The organism is Archaeoglobus veneficus SNP6, assembly GCF_000194625.1.
Classification (GTDB): Archaea; Halobacteriota; Archaeoglobi; order Archaeoglobales; family Archaeoglobaceae; genus Archaeoglobus_C; species Archaeoglobus_C veneficus.
Genome location: NC_015320.1, coordinates 1127132 through 1143607 on the forward strand (window position 1 = coordinate 1127132; position 16476 = coordinate 1143607).

General features: G+C 47.3%; 21 protein-coding genes. 9 read left to right on the top strand and 12 right to left on the bottom strand.

All coding sequences use genetic code 11. The annotated features are described in order from the left end of the window. Positions 1 to 54 precede the first annotated feature (54 nt). Together ARCVE_RS06385 and ARCVE_RS06390 are read left to right on the top strand one after the other, a co-directional pair. A complete protein-coding gene (locus tag ARCVE_RS06385; protein WP_013683948.1) occupies positions 55 to 426 on the top strand; it encodes a cell division protein SepF in 372 nt (123 codons plus the stop codon). A 6-nt stretch (positions 427 to 432) separates the two neighbouring features. Then, complete coding sequence (locus ARCVE_RS06390) at positions 433 to 1011, top strand: ZPR1 zinc finger domain-containing protein (RefSeq protein ID WP_013683949.1); 579 nt, start codon at positions 433 to 435, stop codon at positions 1009 to 1011. A gap of 33 nt (positions 1012 to 1044) precedes the next feature. Here the strand turns inward: ARCVE_RS06390 and ARCVE_RS06395 are convergent, their stop codons facing one another. Next, positions 1045 to 1812, bottom strand: a complete 768-nt coding sequence (locus ARCVE_RS06395; RefSeq protein ID WP_013683950.1) for a pyrroline-5-carboxylate reductase family protein — start codon at positions 1810 to 1812, stop codon at positions 1045 to 1047. 112 nt (positions 1813 to 1924) lie between these two features. Here ARCVE_RS06395 and ARCVE_RS06400 point away from each other — a divergent pair, with 112 nt between their 5' ends. Together ARCVE_RS06400 and ARCVE_RS06405 are read left to right on the top strand one after the other, a co-directional pair. Then, on the top strand, positions 1925 to 2629 hold the full coding sequence (locus tag ARCVE_RS06400; protein WP_013683951.1) for a queuosine precursor transporter: 705 nt from the start codon (positions 1925 to 1927) through the stop codon (positions 2627 to 2629). Positions 2630 to 2722: 93 nt separating this feature from the next. Then, complete coding sequence (locus ARCVE_RS06405) at positions 2723 to 3625, top strand: IS481 family transposase (protein WP_013683952.1); 903 nt, start codon at positions 2723 to 2725, stop codon at positions 3623 to 3625. 2 nt (positions 3626 to 3627) lie between these two features. On the opposite strand, the gene ARCVE_RS06410 is transcribed toward ARCVE_RS06405, so the two are convergent. Next, positions 3628 to 3849 carry a hypothetical protein gene (locus ARCVE_RS06410; protein ID WP_013683953.1) on the bottom strand — a complete coding sequence of 74 codons (222 nt, stop codon included), beginning with the start codon at positions 3847 to 3849 and terminating at the stop codon, positions 3628 to 3630. 94 nt (positions 3850 to 3943) lie between these two features. Between ARCVE_RS06410 and ARCVE_RS11330 the strand changes: the two genes are divergently transcribed. Further along, positions 3944 to 4087 (top strand): hypothetical protein, encoded by a 144-nt coding sequence (locus tag ARCVE_RS11330; RefSeq protein WP_013683954.1) that lies wholly within the window; start codon positions 3944 to 3946, stop codon positions 4085 to 4087. 6 nt (positions 4088 to 4093) lie between these two features. On the opposite strand, the gene ARCVE_RS06415 is transcribed toward ARCVE_RS11330, so the two are convergent. The 6 genes from ARCVE_RS06415 to ARCVE_RS06440 all read right to left on the bottom strand — a co-directional run bounded on the left by ARCVE_RS06415 (position 4094) and on the right by ARCVE_RS06440 (position 8342). Further along, positions 4094 to 4840, bottom strand: coding sequence for a tRNA (adenine-N1)-methyltransferase (locus ARCVE_RS06415; RefSeq protein WP_013683955.1), 747 nt, complete (start codon positions 4838 to 4840; stop codon positions 4094 to 4096). Positions 4841 to 4865: 25 nt separating this feature from the next. Further along, positions 4866 to 5195 carry a nascent polypeptide-associated complex protein gene (locus tag ARCVE_RS06420; protein ID WP_013683956.1) on the bottom strand — a complete coding sequence of 110 codons (330 nt, stop codon included), beginning with the start codon at positions 5193 to 5195 and terminating at the stop codon, positions 4866 to 4868. A 104-nt stretch (positions 5196 to 5299) separates the two neighbouring features. Next, entirely contained in the window at positions 5300 to 5953 is a 654-nt protein-coding gene (locus tag ARCVE_RS06425; RefSeq protein ID WP_013683957.1) for a fibrillarin-like rRNA/tRNA 2'-O-methyltransferase, read from the bottom strand. Further along, on the bottom strand, positions 5950 to 6729 hold the full coding sequence (locus ARCVE_RS06430) for a Pre-mRNA processing ribonucleoprotein-binding domain-containing protein (RefSeq protein ID WP_013683958.1): 780 nt from the start codon (positions 6727 to 6729) through the stop codon (positions 5950 to 5952). The genes ARCVE_RS06425 and ARCVE_RS06430 overlap by 4 nt, the downstream gene beginning before the upstream one ends. Continuing rightward, a complete protein-coding gene (locus tag ARCVE_RS06435; protein ID WP_013683959.1) occupies positions 6726 to 7673 on the bottom strand; it encodes a beta-ribofuranosylaminobenzene 5'-phosphate synthase in 948 nt (315 codons plus the stop codon). The genes ARCVE_RS06430 and ARCVE_RS06435 overlap by 4 nt, the downstream gene beginning before the upstream one ends. Before the next feature lie 66 nt (positions 7674 to 7739). Then, positions 7740 to 8342 (bottom strand): hypothetical protein, encoded by a 603-nt coding sequence (locus ARCVE_RS06440; protein ID WP_013683960.1) that lies wholly within the window; start codon positions 8340 to 8342, stop codon positions 7740 to 7742. Positions 8343 to 8476: 134 nt separating this feature from the next. Here ARCVE_RS06440 and ARCVE_RS06445 point away from each other — a divergent pair, with 134 nt between their 5' ends. After that, a complete protein-coding gene (locus ARCVE_RS06445; RefSeq protein WP_013683961.1) occupies positions 8477 to 8749 on the top strand; it encodes a hypothetical protein in 273 nt (90 codons plus the stop codon). 174 nt (positions 8750 to 8923) lie between these two features. Here ARCVE_RS06445 and ARCVE_RS06450 read toward each other — a convergent pair whose 3' ends face one another. Genes ARCVE_RS06450 through ARCVE_RS06465 form a run of 4 tightly spaced genes read right to left on the bottom strand, consistent with a single transcriptional unit; the run spans position 8924 to position 13727 of the window. Further along, on the bottom strand, positions 8924 to 9757 hold the full coding sequence (locus ARCVE_RS06450; RefSeq protein WP_013683962.1) for a GltB/FmdC/FwdC-like GXGXG domain-containing protein: 834 nt from the start codon (positions 9755 to 9757) through the stop codon (positions 8924 to 8926). After that, a complete protein-coding gene (locus tag ARCVE_RS06455) occupies positions 9757 to 11277 on the bottom strand; it encodes a glutamate synthase-related protein (protein ID WP_013683963.1) in 1521 nt (506 codons plus the stop codon). The genes ARCVE_RS06450 and ARCVE_RS06455 overlap by 1 nt, the downstream gene beginning before the upstream one ends. After that, positions 11267 to 12382 carry a class II glutamine amidotransferase gene (locus ARCVE_RS06460; protein WP_013683964.1) on the bottom strand — a complete coding sequence of 372 codons (1116 nt, stop codon included), beginning with the start codon at positions 12380 to 12382 and terminating at the stop codon, positions 11267 to 11269. Before ARCVE_RS06460 ends, ARCVE_RS06455 begins: the two co-directional genes overlap by 11 nt. A gap of 49 nt (positions 12383 to 12431) precedes the next feature. Continuing rightward, on the bottom strand, positions 12432 to 13727 hold the full coding sequence (locus tag ARCVE_RS06465; RefSeq protein ID WP_013683965.1) for a thymidylate synthase: 1296 nt from the start codon (positions 13725 to 13727) through the stop codon (positions 12432 to 12434). A 109-nt stretch (positions 13728 to 13836) separates the two neighbouring features. Here ARCVE_RS06465 and ARCVE_RS06470 point away from each other — a divergent pair, with 109 nt between their 5' ends. From ARCVE_RS06470 to ARCVE_RS06480, 3 genes are all read left to right on the top strand, one after another. After that, positions 13837 to 14760 carry a TIGR00269 family protein gene (locus ARCVE_RS06470; protein WP_013683966.1) on the top strand — a complete coding sequence of 308 codons (924 nt, stop codon included), beginning with the start codon at positions 13837 to 13839 and terminating at the stop codon, positions 14758 to 14760. 335 nt (positions 14761 to 15095) lie between these two features. Continuing rightward, positions 15096 to 15725: a TasA family protein gene (locus ARCVE_RS10810; protein ID WP_013683967.1), complete on the top strand. Its 630-nt coding sequence runs from the start codon at positions 15096 to 15098 to the stop codon at positions 15723 to 15725. Between the two features lie 20 nt (positions 15726 to 15745). Further along, positions 15746 to 16471, top strand: a complete 726-nt coding sequence (locus tag ARCVE_RS06480; protein ID WP_013683968.1) for a SipW-dependent-type signal peptide-containing protein — start codon at positions 15746 to 15748, stop codon at positions 16469 to 16471. The last annotated feature ends 5 nt before the right edge of the window (positions 16472 to 16476 follow it).

A 16476-nucleotide genomic window follows, 5' to 3' on the forward strand; every position in this document is an offset into this window, starting at 1 on the left:
GAGGCCGGATAATTTAAATACCAGAATCGTCGTAAGAATAGAAGGTGAGTGCTCATGGGACTCATGGAGAAGTTGCTCGGTAAGTCAGAAAGAATCACGCCACCAGATTACGAAGAGCTCGACCTTAGCGAGTATGAGACGGAAATAGCGGGAGAAGCTGAAACTTACGTCAAGGTGGCGGAGATAACGGGCCTTAACGAGGTTGCCGAAATTAGAAGGCAGGTTTACGAGGGCAACATCGTAATTGCCGATATAGCCTTCCTCAAGCACGACAAGCTTACCCTCGACAGAATTCTGAAAGACCTCAAGCAGCTTGCAGATGATATAAACGGCGATATAGTTGGACTTGGCGAAGACTACGTGATAGTAACTCCGACGGGAATAAAGGTTGACAGAAACAAGATAAGGGGGACAAAGAGGGCGTAATATAGCATGATTCCCTGCCCCTCCTGCGGAAAAGACATAGACATCGTAACGGTCACTTACGACGTTCCATACTTCGGGACTGTTCTGCTCACGTCCATAAGCTGTGAGTGTGGTTTCAAGCATGCGGATTCCATCGTGGTTAACGTAAAGGAGCCCGTGAGATTCACAATCAAGATAAACAGGGAGAACCTCTATACCAAGGTTATAAGGTCAACATCAGGAACGATAAGGATTCCCGAGTTAGGTGTGGACATTGAACCTGGGCCCGCCTCACAGGCATTCATAACAAATCTCGAGGGTGTTCTTGCACGCGTTGAGGACATTGTCAGGATGGCCCGCTCGTGGAACGTCGATGATGAAGAGAAAGTCGCGAGATGCGACGAAATCCTCGAGAGGATTAGGAATACTGTTGAGGGTAAAGACGAGCTGACGCTGATACTTGAAGATCCCTTCGGCAACAGCCTCATCCTGTCGGAGAATGCCGTAAGGGAGGTACTTACCAGCGAGGAGGCAAGTTCTCTCAAAACCGGAATGACTGTAATGGACGTTTCTGGAAAAAGTGAAGAGGAACTTCTCAATCTGTGATTTTTTCTGCCTCCTTATACAACTCTACAGCCTCTATTTACGGAGTGACTTTTCAGCCGAGGCGCAGATGGCTTCCATTACAGCGTATTCTGCCCTGTGCTCCATAAGCCTGTGCAGACCTTCGATAGTCGTTCCGGCAGGGGTGGTAACCCTGAGTATCAGCTCTTCAGGCTTCTCAAACTTCAGCATTTCAGAAGTTCCATCGAAAACACCTATGGCTATCCTCCTTGAAAGTTCAGCGCTTAAGCCGAGCCTCAATCCTGCGTAAACGAACGCCTGGAATATTCTGGCGAGAAAAGCGGTTGAACTCGAAAATGCCGTTGTTACATCCACCTCGTACTCGCTTCCCACCCTTACGACGTCTCCAAAGCACGATAGCACCTTTTCAATATCCCTCACAATGTCCTGCGTCTCGGATTCCACGTCGGTATAATACGTTGTTATCCCCTTTCCGAATTCTGCAGACAGTGTGGTCATGGCTTTTACAATCTTTGCATTCGGAGCGAGCCTCTTGAGTTCGTCAAAACCAAGGCCGGCAACGAAGCTAATTAGAACTTTTCCGCTCAAGTGCTTGCCTATCTGACTCAAAACACCAACAACATCCTTCTTCTTTACGGTCAGCATTACGATGTCGGAGCCCACGACTGCTTCGATGTTGTCGCTCGTAATCTCGCATCTTATCTCTTCCAGAAACCTGATTTTTTCGGTGTTTCTCCTCGTTACAATGACGTCAAATCTCTTTGCAAGAGCTTTCGCAAGAGCACAGCCAAGATTTCCACAGCCTATAATAGCCACGCGCATGTTGAAAAATCGATAAATCGGTTTTTCACGTTGTCGATTTTTATGGTTTCCTTAAAAACTTCACCAGCATAGCCTCAAAAAGATTTAAATTGCCAGCGGAGAGCTTGCAGTCGTGCTCGACTTCGTCGTGTGGGCTGTGGCAACGCTCGGGATAGTGACGCTAACAATCGTGCTCGCGGAGCGCTATGGCGTTGAGATAGCCGTGGGTATCTTCGCTTCTCTAACTGTAATTGCCAACATCTTGGCAGTGAAGAGGATAGCTGTTGCATCTCTCATAGGCCCAGCGGGCGTCCTCGTTTATTCCTCGACGTTCCTCATAACCGATATCCTAGGTGAGATCTACGGGAAAGAGTACGGCAAGAAGGCCGTAATCGCTGGCTTCTTTGCGAATATAGTCGCACTCGTTTCAATTCTCATAGCTGTGAACTGGCAGCCAGCCCCAAGCTTCGCTATGCCGCCAGAACTTGAAAAGGCGTTCGAAGATGTCTTCAGCTTCGCCCCCCGCATTGTCATTGCATCTATGATTGCCTATTTGGTTTCACAGACCCATGATGTTTATGCATTCCATTTCTGGAAAACTAAAACAGGAGGAAAATATCTCTGGCTGAGAAACAACGCCTCAACAATAGTGTCACAGCTAATAGACACCGTACTGTTCATAACAATTGCATTCTACGGTGTCGTGCCCACTGAAGCCCTCCTCGGGATGATATTCGGCCAGTACGTCATAAAAGTGGCAATAGCCCTGCTGGATACGCCGTTCATGTACATCGCGACATATACATGGAAGGTTATATCTCCAAATTCGGTTAACTAATCTTTCCTCTTCAATCTCTTCTTTTCAAGTTTAAGCTTCTTTTTCTCGAGTGTAGTATCCCAAAATTATTTCACAACCCTAAACCCAACTCTTGTGAGAAAACTAACGAACAAAAAGATCAGGTGGATAATCAGACAACTTGACAGAGGAACTCCAGTGAAGGAAATAGCTGCTGTGATGAGAGTAACACCAAGAAGAATCTACCAGATTAAAAAACAATACGAGGAAACAGGAGAAATTCCAGAACTGAGACAATCGGGAAGAAAACCCAAACAGATAGACAAAGAGATAGAACAAATAATCCTGCAAACCTACAACAAATACAGACTCAGCCCAGTTCCACTGGAAAAGCTGATAGAAAGAGATTATGGAATTCACATTCCGCACAACACCATATACAAAGTTTTACTCAAACACGGTTTGGTGGAGGAGAACATGAACAAGAAGAAGAGGAGGAAATGGGTTAGATACGAGAGAAAACACTCCATGTCCTTATGGCAGGGAGACTGGAAAATGCTTGGAGAGAAGTGGATAATAGCCTTTATGGATGATGCTTCTCGCTTCATAACCTGCTACGGTGTTTTTGATTCCGCTACAACTGAGAACACAATCAGAGTTCTGAGAAAGGGATTCGCTGAATATGGCATTCCAGATGAGATTCTTACTGATCACGGAACCCAATTTGTTGCTGCAAAAAGCAGAGAGAAGGCTAGGCACAAGTTTAAAGAATTCTTGAAGGAGAATGGAATAAGGCACATTCTGGCGAGGGTAAACCACCCTCAAACCAATGGAAAGATAGAGAGGTTCTTTGGTTTGATGGAGCAGAAAATTGGTCTTTTTGAATCGCTGGATGAGTTTGTTTACTGGTATAATTACGTGAAGCCTCACATGAGCCTGAATTTTGATGAACTGGAGATTCCTTATCAGGCGTTTCTGAGAAAGTTGCCCGCTGAAAGGGTGTTTGAGTTTAGCGGGAGGTGGTTGATTGAGGAGTGAAATTATTTCGGGATACCACACTTCTTTTTCTCGAGCTTTAACCTCTCCTTTTCAAGTTTGTATTCGTACTTGCCAATCCTCTCGGCAAACTCCTTCTCAGCTCTTCTCCTGTGAAGTCTCGCTATAATGAGCTTGCTGAGGTACTTTCCAAAGTAGCCAATGAAGCCTGCAGCAAAGACCGCTGCCGTCCACTTTAGAATATCATCAATTTGAATCTGGAACACAACACAGTTTGGATGAAGAAAGATAAATCTCTTTTTCTCTGTGTGGGAAGACCTGCCTGAAGAAAAGAAAAAGAAGCTCTGAGTCAGGTGTTATGTGATAAAGGGTGTGAGAAGAAGGCCGCGGGATGTAGAGAAGGAGAAAATGCTCATCCTGCTGGACTATGCCAGAATGAAGAGACTCATGGAGAAAGGAAAATTCGTGGTGCTCGGGGAAAGAAGGTACAGGTTGAATCTCTAAACGTCTCTAAACGTTTCTCCCTATGACTATGAAACCTGTGTGCCACACCCTTGTTACTGGCCTCGTACCCACGCGCTTAAACTCGAGGTCTGTTCTGAGGATTTCAAAGCTCTCAATTTCCTTAAAACCCTCCCTCACCATCGCCTCGTAAACCCTCTTTGTAGCTTCGAAATAAGGATTGTAAACGGCGATGTAGCCGCTCGTTTTCAGTATGCGTTTTGCTGCTGGTATGAACTCAGCATCATCCTTCATGTCGAGAACAATTAAATCGAACTCCCTCTTAAAACCCTCTGCAACGAACTTCACGTCTCCGACTATCTGATGGATGTTTTTCAGCTTCGCAAGCCTGAAGTTTCTCCTTGCAATCTTCGCAAAGTCCTTTCTTTTTTCAACAGTAATAACTTCGCCGTACTTGTTGAAGTACGCAAGATAAGCTGCGAGCATTCCGCTGCCCGTGCCTGCATCGAGTATGAGGGAGTCTGGGCTAAGACCGGTGTAAGCTATGATTGCTCCGATGTCTTTGGGCATTATCGGCGTTGCGCCTCTTTTGAAGTGCTTGAAGAAATCCGCTGGCTTAAAGGGCATTATGCGGTATTTCACTCCAAGATGTGTTGCAATTTCATCGCCATAATTCTTATCTCTTAGCTCCTCCAGCCTTATGATGCCTTTATGCGTGTGAAGTTCTCCCTCAAACCTCTCAACAAGAAAGCTGTCCTTTCCCCTGATCAGGACTACTGGCGGTTCGATAGCCATCTTTTACCCCTGAACATCTTTCAGACTACTCCTGAAGCTTGAGTAGTGCTTCCGCAAGATCACCATTTGCTTCCTCCAGTGCTTTCCTTGCAACTTCCTCGCTAACACCGGCCTGCTCCATTATGAGCTTCACGTCCTCCTCGCTGATGGGCGGTTTTCTTTCGATGACTTCGTAGCTGCCAACGATCTGGAAGGTCTCCATACCTTTGGCGGCGATCTTTGTAACCGTCGGATTTTTGAAAACGAGTTCCTCGCTCCTCGTTCTGATTATTACCTCCTCGGCTGCAATCTCTTCCATGTTGATGCCCATCTGCTTCATCATCTTCTTGAGCTGGTTAGGATTCGCTGGGAACATAGCTGGAAGTACCTGCGTGCAATATTAATACTTTAGCTCGCCTTTTGGCCTGACGGCGTTAGTAACAGATTGAGGCTCATAACCTCCTTGCAGAACTCTATGGCTTATACCGACACGTGCACGAATATGTGGTCTTTGTGGTAGGGTTCGAGGCCTTCATGGGCAACGACCCTCAGCGACTCTGACAGCTTCTTTATCACAGCCCTGAATATCTCCGATGGTTCAGCCGTAGAATCGATACTCCTTGCCTTGACCATTATCAGCCCCTCTCCCCCTTCTTTGAGAAACATCCCGATGTTATCGAGGAAAATCTCCACCTGATTCTTCTGGGCTATGTCCTGATAGACGAAATCAACCTTCTCCACTATGCCGCTGTACCTCTGGGGCTTGGATGCATCCTCCAGCAACGGGATAATGTTTCTTCTCTCTTCTGCGAGCTCTATCAGCTTTGTGAATGGCTTTGCGGAGTATTCCACTGCATATATCACCCCTTCCTCTACAATATCTGCGAGATGGCTAACTGTTGTCCCGCTCGCAGCCCCGAGGTAGAGTATTTTCCAGTCTGGTTTTATGTCGATACTGTATCCCTTGAGAAGCATGGCAGCAAGCTTGCTCCTCGATGGAATCCACTCTCTGAACTCTCCAAACTTCTTCTCCCCGTAGTGGGTACCGTATTTGCTCTTTGTTGCGAGAATTTTCCTATCTTCTCTCTCAATGAGGTAAACGTTGTGGAGAATTTCTTTCGTCTTCCCTTTCATGCCCTTCTCAGCTCCTCATACTTCTTTCTAACATCTGTAGCGAGTTCTTCCTTTAGCTCTCCCGTAAAGTAGTCAATCCTCGCCGCTATCGCGAGCTTTGCAGCCATAAATCTCGCCATCTTACCTCTTTTCTTCTTCGGCAACGTTCTGATGAACGGGTGCTGGAAAATCACACCGTGCTTTGGAATTTTCGCAGGTTTGCCCTTCCTCATTCTTGCCATCGCCTTGTAAAGGCTCTTTTCTGCCCCGAGTATCTGTATGGTACTTGCGGGAAGCGATGCAAGCCTCTGCAAGCTCCCAACCTTTTCAAGGAGCCTTGCAGCAATAACCCCGCCGAGAATTGCAGAAAGATTTGGTGCGATTTTTCCCATTACTGCCTCTATTTCGCCCTCAATTCTCCTTCTCAGCCCTTTCAGTCTCCGTATCTCCTCCTGCATCTCTTCCGTAACTTCGCTCTCCTTTACCTCCTCGACGTCAGCAAGCTTGTTCTCGAGGAGATTGATCGATTCGTCGATTTCGTCGAGGGCTTTGAGAAGCATTATCGCATAGCGGTCCTCTCTTCTCAGTTCTTTCTCCGCTTTGAGCCTTGCAACTTCTATAGCCGTTTTTCTAAGCTTGGAATAGTATTTTTCCGGTGATCCAAAGACCTTAACACCCAAGTCGAAGACATTGAAGGGTAGTTCTTCGTTGCAGGCGTTCATGAAACTCTCCACGAAGTTATCACTCAGCTTTACCTTTCCATCTTCAACTTCACCAAACCAGACCCTATATTTCACAGCAGTTCAACCTCCGCTCCTCTGTTTCTCGCTCTCGTGATTATGCTTTCGCAGTCGAAGCCGGCATCACTGAAAAAGCTCTTGATTTCCTTCGAAATGCTCTTCGCATCGGTGTCAGTCACAGCAAAAATTGCAGGGCCGGTGGAGCTCATACCCGCGCAGTCTATCGTGCTCAGGAGGTCTTTGATGACATCGTATCGCTCAACTTCGATGCGCTTGAAGCCTATCTGCTGGATTCTGTTTAAAGCCTTACAGAAGGCGTCAAGGTCTTCTTCGACCACTGCAGGCAGCATTTGCATCAGAATGATGTGAGAGAGTTCTCTAACTTCCTCGAGAGGTATGGGGCAGTTCTTGCTGAACAGATCAACCTCGGCCCTTCCGTGGGCTCCGGTAAGCTCAGGAATTGCGATGACTATTTTCCAGTCAGGAAAGTCATGCCTTGCAATAACTGGTGGAGGTGGGGCTTTGCTCGCTGAAGACGGGAGAAAAGAAGGCTTGACCTTCGTTGAGTGACCACCATCGACTATGAATCCGCCGTACTCGAAGGCTGCAACACCTATGCCTGAAGTTCCACCTCTTCCAACGAGCGATGCAAGCTCCCTTACACTCATCTTTTTGCCCGCAAGAGTTGCATATATCGTTGCTACTGCAAGGCTGATCTGAGTTCCGCTTCCGAGCCCTATGTGGGGTCTGTAGTCTGATTTTACTTCAAGAGTAGCGCTAAAGCCAAAGTGCTTTTCGAGTTTTAGGGCGATGTTTCTAAACCTGTCAGCGTTTATACCACCTTCGACACTAACTTCGTCACTTCTCCTGCCTATTACCTCCACAAAGGGCTCGTTAACGGATATTCCAACTCCTCCGTCGATTCTACCGAGACTACCATTTAAATCGATCAGCGTGACGTGAAGCCTTGATGGAGTTCTAATTCTGACCTTCTCCGGCATCAGCTTTTGTATAAAAACCGGGCTTAATAAGTTTTTAGGGAGGGGTATGAACAAGGCGATGGCTCTTCACTGCCTCTTTACCGGAAGCTCCACTTCTTTGAGATAATCTTTGCTTCTGACGTCGACTATGTACGCCTTTGGAGCAATTACAGGCATTTCATGTCCGGTAAAAAGTCTCAAAACCTCTCCCGCCTGAATGGAACAGGTTAACGCATACGATATAGGGTCACGCCTGACTGAAGGATACTCAACATCGAAGAAGGAAATGCCGTCAGGCAAGAAGGTTGTTATTATGTCGGGGATGAAGGGGGCTCCAATCTCTTCGGCAACTTTTGCAGCGATTTCTATGTGCTTGTGGGCAACAACAACATCTATCCCCCTCAGCTGCCTCCTGAGCCCCTCGTAGCCCGAGTAGAGGTAGGAAATAATGCACGTGTCGCTGCTCATGGGATGCACCACATCGTAGTCATTTGCCTCGAGGGGTTTGATGCTTGCATCAATGCGAACATCGTTTGGAGTTACGAAGTCTCCGATGTAGCGGATGCAGCCGACCCCGCTACGCCATAACAGCTCCATGAGCATTCTGCTTCCCACGACAGCAACGCTAAACTTCTGTAAATAGTCAATTTTTTCCTCACTGGCGATTCCGTGCCAGAATATGCCCCTCATTGTCTTCGCGTAGATTGTGCTGTTAAATACTTTGCCGATTGATAGCCTAATTAATTCGTGAACTCGGAATTACAATGCCAGCCGACCATGTCATCCTGCAAAAAGCTTAAATTGGTACAGTTTAGTGGGAAGTCATGGACTTTGAAGAAATCATTGCGGAAATAATCGAAGAGGAAGATGACGAGTTTGAAGGAGATGAAGAGGCTAAACTCGCTGAAATCTACAGGCTCGCTTCGAGGCTCGTTAAGTTACTCGAAGAACTCAAAAGCTACGAGTTGAGAGAAGCTGCATCCCTCATGCTTATCAAGGAAATCGTAAGAGATGATAGAATACTTGTAGGTCTCGCAACGAAGATGCTCCAGGATATGAGTTTTGGCTTCGATGAGGACGAGAAGTACGTTTCATGATTCTATTTTTTCACTAATTAGCTCACTTGCGGATCATTTTAAAAAGTTTGGAGCAGTGGTTCTGTCTTTGTGACACCTATAAACTCGAAGTTCAAAAAACATGGACGTCAGCCCAAAAGACAGACGGTTTAAAAAGCTCTGATAAGAAAATAGAACGCAAAAAGTATAACAAAATCAATACGCGTATATCCTCCCGTACGGCCTCTTCGTCACCGGCAGGAGCTTCATGAACTTCTCTGCGAGAATTTCATCTGCGTCATAGCCAAAGTAAGTAGAGAACTCGCCCACATATCTCTCAAGAGTCTTCCAGTCCTCCTCTTCCATATCGACTACACCGACTTCCTTGCCGAGCTGGTGCTCTTCCACTTCGCCCCTGATGTATATGACCCCACCGTGCATGCCGGTGCCGATGTAGTATGCCTTGTGTTTCGGCTTTTTGAGCGTAAGGCCAAGCAGAATTACTCTACCACCAGCCATGTACTCGCCGAGAAAATCCTGCGACGTCCCGCCGACCACGAGGACTGGAATTTTATCCTTGTATTCCTTCATGTGGATTGCCGTTCTGTAGCCCACGTCGTCCCTGATGAATATCTTACCACCCCTCATAGCCATCGCAACGACGTCGCCAGCCCTCCCTTCGATTACAATTTCTCCGTCGTTCATCGTGTTGCCGACCCCATCCTGGGCGTTTCCGTGGACAATTATTCGATGACCATCGAGAAATGCTCCGAGGTCGTTGCCAGGTGTACCAAAAATTTCGATTTCGAGTTTTCTCCTGTCCGGGAAGTATAGCCTCGTTCCAATGTATCGCTGCCCGCAGACGTTCTTGAGAATCAGCTTCTTCGCCCCTTTAAGCACACACTCACGCATTAAATCGTTCAGTTCCTTGTGATTGAGCTGTGAAGCATCTATTTTAGCAACGTCGCCTTCGATCAGGGCGTATTCAAGGAGTTCGTCAACCTTGCGGACGTTCTCGAGAAATGCATCTCTAAACACCGCTGGCAGCATTACTCACCAGCCCCCTTTACGCCAAGAACCTCAAGCTCCCATTCTTCAAGCCCAACACCGCGCAGGTGATCTCTGTTACCTCTCAGACTTTCGATGGCATTTATACCCATTCCACCCAGCACGTCCTTGAGCTCGAGACTCCAGCCCCTCAAAAGGTTTACGAGTCTTTGAGCTCCAACCTTCGGATTCAAACGCCTTGAAAGCTCGGGATCCTGTGTGCATATACCCCAGGCGCACTTACCCGTATGGCATCTCTGGCACATTGTACAGCCCAAAGCTATCAGCGCTGCAGTACCAATGTACACGGCATCTGCTCCCAGTGCAATGGCCTTCGCGACATCTGCAGCGCACCTTATACCTCCACCAACGATTATAGAACACTTGTGCCTTATGCGCTCCTCTCTGAGTCTCTGGTCAACGGCTGCAAGAGCCAGCTCGACAGGGATGCCCACATGCTCTCTCATTATCTTTGGAGTGGCTCCAGTTCCACCTCTGAAACCATCTATGGCTATTATATCCGCTCCAGCTCTTACTATTCCAGACGCTATGGCTGCAACGTTGTGAACCGCTGCAATCTTAACGCAGACAGGCTTCTCGTAGTTCGTCGCCTCCTTCAGAGCGTATATGAGCATGGAAAGGTCTTCAATCGAGTAGATGTCGTGGTGAGGAGCAGGAGAAATGGCATCCGTTCCTTCAGGAATCATTCTCGTTTCTGATATGTTGATCTTCACCTTCTCTCCAGGCAAATGCCCACCTATACCCGGCTTCGCTCCCTGACCTATTTTAATTTCGATGACTGCTGCACAGTTGAAGTATTCAGGATCGACACCAAATCTTCCACTTGCGCACTGCACAATGGTGCAGTCCTTGAACTCCTCCCTCATTTCCTTTGGCATTCCACCCTCACCGGTGTTGAACAACGTTCCGAACTCCTTGGCGGCCATTGCGAGGGCTTTGAACGCGTTATAGCTGAGCGCCCCATACGACATTCCGGCGAAGAGAATGGGTGTCTCGATCACGACGTTCGGATGAAGCTCCGTCTTGATTTCAACATCCTCTCCATTCATCTCTATCTCGAGCGCATCTGGCTTTCTGCCAAGGAACGTTCTGAGCTCCATAGGCTCACGGAGCGGGTCTATAGAGGGATTCGTTACCTGAGAAGCGTTGAGGAGGAGGTGATCCCAGTAAATCTTCAAGGGGCGATGACTGCCGCAACCTGTTAGAATGATTCCTCCTGCCTCCGACTGCTTCTTTATGTCCCTTATATATTCGTCAGTCCAGTAGCTGTTGGGTCTGTACGTTCCGGTGTATGGGCGGATTATCAGCGCCTTTGTTGGGCAGTAAACTGCACAGCGCTGGCAGCCAGCACACAGTTCTTCTCTGGAAACAATTCTGTCGTTTTCCTCGTCGTATGAATGCACATCGAAGGGGCACTGCTTTATACAGACTTTACATCGGGTGCATCGTTCATCGTTCCTTTCAACGATGAACTCCGGAAGCAGATGGGTCTTAAACTTCATCAGTCTCACCTTCTCGCTTCGAGTTTAGCCTGCCTATTATTGGCTCACCGCCATGTGGAGTCCAGACTCTATCAAGGTCGGGACAGACTGCCCTTATGGCAGCCTCCTCCGACGACATGAAGATAATGTCGCCTTTCTCACCGGCGGTGATGGGTCTCAACCTTATTCTGTCAGTCAGTCCGACCATCTCACCGTGGTGGGCTATGATCACCGTAAACGGCCCGTTGAGAAGCAGAGGAGCATAAACCATTCTGAGGGTTGTGTAGAACTTCTTTCTCTTTTCATCCATATGGTCTATCTGATCCCACATGGGAGGAGCAAATATCTTCGCAACTATTTCAATGGGCAGCCTCTGCCTGCGCATCAGCAAATCGACTGCATACGCTATAACCTCGGTATCCGTGTAGAGAGTGCAGTAGTAGCCGTACATTTCGAGGAATCGCCTGTTTGTTCCGTATGAGGAGATCTCACCGTTGTGCACAACTGTCCAGTCGAGGATGCAGAAGGGGTGTGCTCCACCCCACCAGCCGGGTGTGTTGGTCGGGAAGCGACTGTGGGCCGTCCAGATGTATCCCTCGTAAAGCTCATCGAGCATGAAGAAGTCTGCAATGTCCTCAGGGAATCCCACTCCCTTGAAAACGCCCATATCCTTGCCGGAAGAGAAGACGAAGGCATCTTCTATGCATGTATTTATGTACATAACCTTTCTGACCACATAATCGTCATCTGAAAGCTTCTTCTCCTCCCCCTTCTTCTGCGGCTGTACAAAGTATCGCCAGAAGAGTGGTGGATCGACAACGTCTGCTTCGGGATTCGTCGGAATTTCCTCGTCGTGAACGACATCGAAATTGTCGTACAGGAAGTCGTCCACTTCAGCCTTCGCCTGCCTGCTCCCATCCTGAAACATCACGTGAAGAGCGTAATAGTCTTTATACTCAGGATATACACCATAAACGGCAAATCCTCCACCGAGGCCATTTCCTCTGACTTTCATGTTTTTCATGGCCTCGATTATCAATTCCCCACTGAACCGTCTCCCGCTACGATCCATGACACCGAATATTGCACAGGCCTGAATCTCCTTGTCCGGGAGTCTGTGTCTCATGCAATCACCAGCCCCACCTTTTGCGGTCTTTATAAATACCTTTTCCTATTTACAGAGTTAAATGACTCCAAAATGCCGGTGTTTCCGGGTAGAGAATTTCCTTCACGGCATCTATGAACTCCCCGTATATGTGGGCATCGTTTGCGAAATGGTAGTACGTGCAGCCGGAAAAGTCTGTGAGTTCTGCAACATATTCTGTAAGAGTAGCGAAAGCAAACATGTTTGCGTGCATCGCTCCATAGATGTCGTTCGAGCGCATGTAGAAAATGCCTGCAAGCCGATTGCAGTCATTCTGGATTTCACACACAAGCTGATAGCCGCGGAGACACGGAGGTTCATCGCTCGTCAAATCCCATGGCCTCGATATGCCCACGTAGCAATCCCGTCTGCATCTCTCCTCCCTAAGCTTTTCCATGCACATATAGAGCTGGTCAACCTTAACTTCGTCGTTCTCGCAATACCTCGCACGCTCTGCGTACGTGTAGACTTCGCCCTCCTTCAAAATCGGCTCGCTAACAGGTTTGTCAATACAATTCGCGTAAATGACATAGCTGTGAGCATACTCTACTCCATACTCTCTTGTAAATGGAGCCTTATCGTGAATCTGATTTTCTTCTGGCTTTCTCACCTCAACAAAGAGCCTGGGCACGAACCTGCTCGTCTGTTGTCCCTCAAAAACCTCTCCCCACTCAGTCTGCTTCTCCTTTCCGTGGTAAACCGCCTCGAGGGCAGAATGCCAGGCAGAAGAAATGTAATCTTCGACGAGGTGTGCTGCCTCATCCGTAACCCCAAAAATCTCCTCTGCTTTTCTCGCCTCACTTTCAGCCCTTTCAACATCCCTCTCGTAAATGTGGGGGCAGGAAATGAGCATGGCAATGCTCCCCTTTTCAAGGCCGGATTTTTCAGATACTTCTTCGAGCATGTAGTTCAGAAAGTCGGAGTCGGGAGTAAAGTAGTTAAGTGCATCAAGGCTCCTCACGAAGGCCGTGACGTTGAGCCTGTCGTTGAAGTAGAGGAAGCTTACTTCCGTTATCGCAGGCGGAGTTTCGCAGAGATGGTCTTTGGGTAGCCATATGGGTATTGAAATCCTGCGGGTGTAGGGCTTTGCTCTCAGCCTCTCTGCTGCGACATCGAGTAAACCTTCGACCCTGTCGAAGTAGCTTTCACGGCATATCTGCCAGCAGGAGTAGTCGAGCTCCTCGACGTATTCCGGATTTTTAATAACTACGAGGGCTGGCCTGCATTGAATTGCGCGGCCATACCTTGATGGAAATGGCTTTCCTTCTTCAAGAATTTTGCCTATGAGCCTTCTCCTCGCATCTTCAACGCTGCTGGCGATGATCATCTTCTCTGCTCAGGCAGAGTGTCGCGGGGTATTAAACGTTATTCACAGACACTATTACTTAACTTCAGCACAGGCAAAAGGATATATCTCTCCGCTGAAAAGGGGGTTCGTGAAGTGCTCTCACTGCAACAGGCAGGCGGTATACTACCAGCGACACTCAGGCAGACACCTCTGTAAAAAACACTTCATCTACGACTTCGAAAAGAGAGTTCGATACGCGGTAAAGAAGTACAGGATGATAGAGAGCGGTGATAAAATAGCGATAGCTCTCAGCGGTGGGAAGGATAGTGTTGCTCTCACTTTTGCTCTCGACAGACTCTATGGGGAAAGAAAAGATGTTGAGTTCGTTGCAATTACAATTGACGAGGGGATTAAAGGCTACCGCCCGCCCACCGTTGAGATTGCGAGAGAAATTACTTCCCAGCTTGGAATAGAGCATCACATCGTTTCCTTCAAAGAAAACTTCGGAATGGCTCTTGACGAGATGGTAAAGCTTGGAGACAAGAAGCCGTGCACGTACTGTGGAGTCTTCAGAAAATACCTGCTCAACAGAACCGCAAGGGAGCTTGGGGCAACGAAGCTCGCCACCGCTCACAACCTCGACGATGAGACGCAGACAATTCTCCTCAACTTCCTGCAGGCTGACATAGAGAGACTTGCCAGGCTTGTTCCACAGCGAGTTCAGAAAGGGCTCGTAATGCGTATAAAGCCCTTCAGAGAAATTTACGAGAAGGAAGTCGTCGTATACTGTCTTCTCTTTGATCTTCCAATGGACATGAACGAGTGTCCCTACAGCTACTTCCCCGTTAGAGCAGCAATCAGAGACTTCCTCTACGACTTCGAGAACAAATACCCGGGAAGAAAGTACTCCGTGATGAGGAGCTTCGAAACACTCATCCCGTGTCTGAAAGAAATGTTTCCGCAGATAGACCTAAACGCATGCGAAAAGTGCGGTGAACCGACGCCGAAACGCGTATGCCAGGCGTGTGTGCTCAGGGAGGAGCTCGAAAGGGCGAAGGAACAAATTCGCTAAATGGGGGGATAAAACAAATACTTAACTTGTCTATGAGCAAACTTAAACTTTAATGATCGAAGCAGTATGATCGAAGCAGTCCTGCTGCGGCAGGAATGAAAAATAACTGTCTATTGTAGTATTGAAGAGGGAAACTTGGAAAATTAAGGTTTTTATTACTGGGAGTAATCCCTCAAGCCTTACTGACGTCAAAATTTTGCTCTGTAGCTTTGTTTCTGAATATTCAACAAAGTAATTTTTCTAAACTTATTTTAGAATTAAATATTCATGCAACTTAAAATATCTTCAAAATACTACAATTTTGCCTGGATGGCAGAAAAAATGGAGGAGGAAAAATGAGAAACATATTAGTTAGCCTTTTGCTGCTGGGATTTGCAGCGGCATTGGTGGGATCAGGAACACTGGCATACTTCAGCGACACAGAAACAAGCGAGAATAATGTGTTCGGCGCGGGTATGATTGACATCTCTATAGATGATGAGAACCCATGGATTAGTAATTACACGATGGAAGACCTTAAACCCTGTGAGACTGGGTGGATAAACTTCACAATTAAAAACCTCGAAAAAGACGATCCAGTCAAAATTTACAAGCATATAAACATAACAGGGTATGATGGTGGTCTGCATCCGGAGTCAGAGGAAGCTGAAGATCTCAACGACGAAATCAACGACATCGGTAAAAACATAACATACGACCTACATGTTGCGATCTACAACGAGACCGGTGCTCTTGTGCATGAAGAATGGATAATCGAAGAAACTGAAAATGTGAAAGTTGAAGACATAGACTGTTATTGGATTTACCTCGGCGATATACCCCAGAACGGAACCATGGTCGTTAACCAGAGCTATCACATGCAGCCTGAAGTAACCAACTGGGCTCAGGGAGACATAATGTACTTTGATATTGAAGTCCTCGCTACGCAGACGAACGCACCCGCTCCATCGCCATTGTGGCCTTAATCTTTTGAGAAGTGCCGAAAATGAGAAAAATAGCAGTACCATTGGCAGCAATTTCAGCAATAGCATTGCTTTTTACAGCAGGGACACTGGCATACTTCAGCGATCTTGAAACATCAACGAATAACACATTTTCAACAGGAACACTGGATATTTTCTTGACAGACGGTATTGTTTCGGCAACTTCAGCATGGGAGAAATATGACTGGAAACCCGGAGAGCCACTTGAGAGTGGCGAACTGAGAGTCTGGAACCTCGGTACCAACAAAGGTGACCATCTGGAATTCGACTTTGAGCTGACAGAGTATGAGGATGATAACGGAGACCTAACTGATGGTCAGAACAATGGTCCAGAATCAGACACAGCTAATACAACAGCCGATGGAATGGGCAGATATCTGTACATAGATTGCATGAGCATTACGTGGTTTGAAAACGATAACGAAACGGATGAACACATCTTGATTTCTGGCGGTAGTGCTACAGGCTCCGGTGTATGTGGAAACTTTACCTATGGGCTCTACGACGTCAACGGCAACGGTTACATGGACCTGGATGACCTTGCAACCCTCGACCTCGATAACGTTGCTCCTCCAGAACTCGATACAAATGGAGCATATGATGCTATAGACAACTACCTGCAGATTAACATGAACGTGGGATTCAATGAAACTGCAGGAAATGATTATCAGGGCGACGTAACAATAATGAACGTAACCGTGACGCTGAACCAGGTTGCAAGCCAGTAAACAAC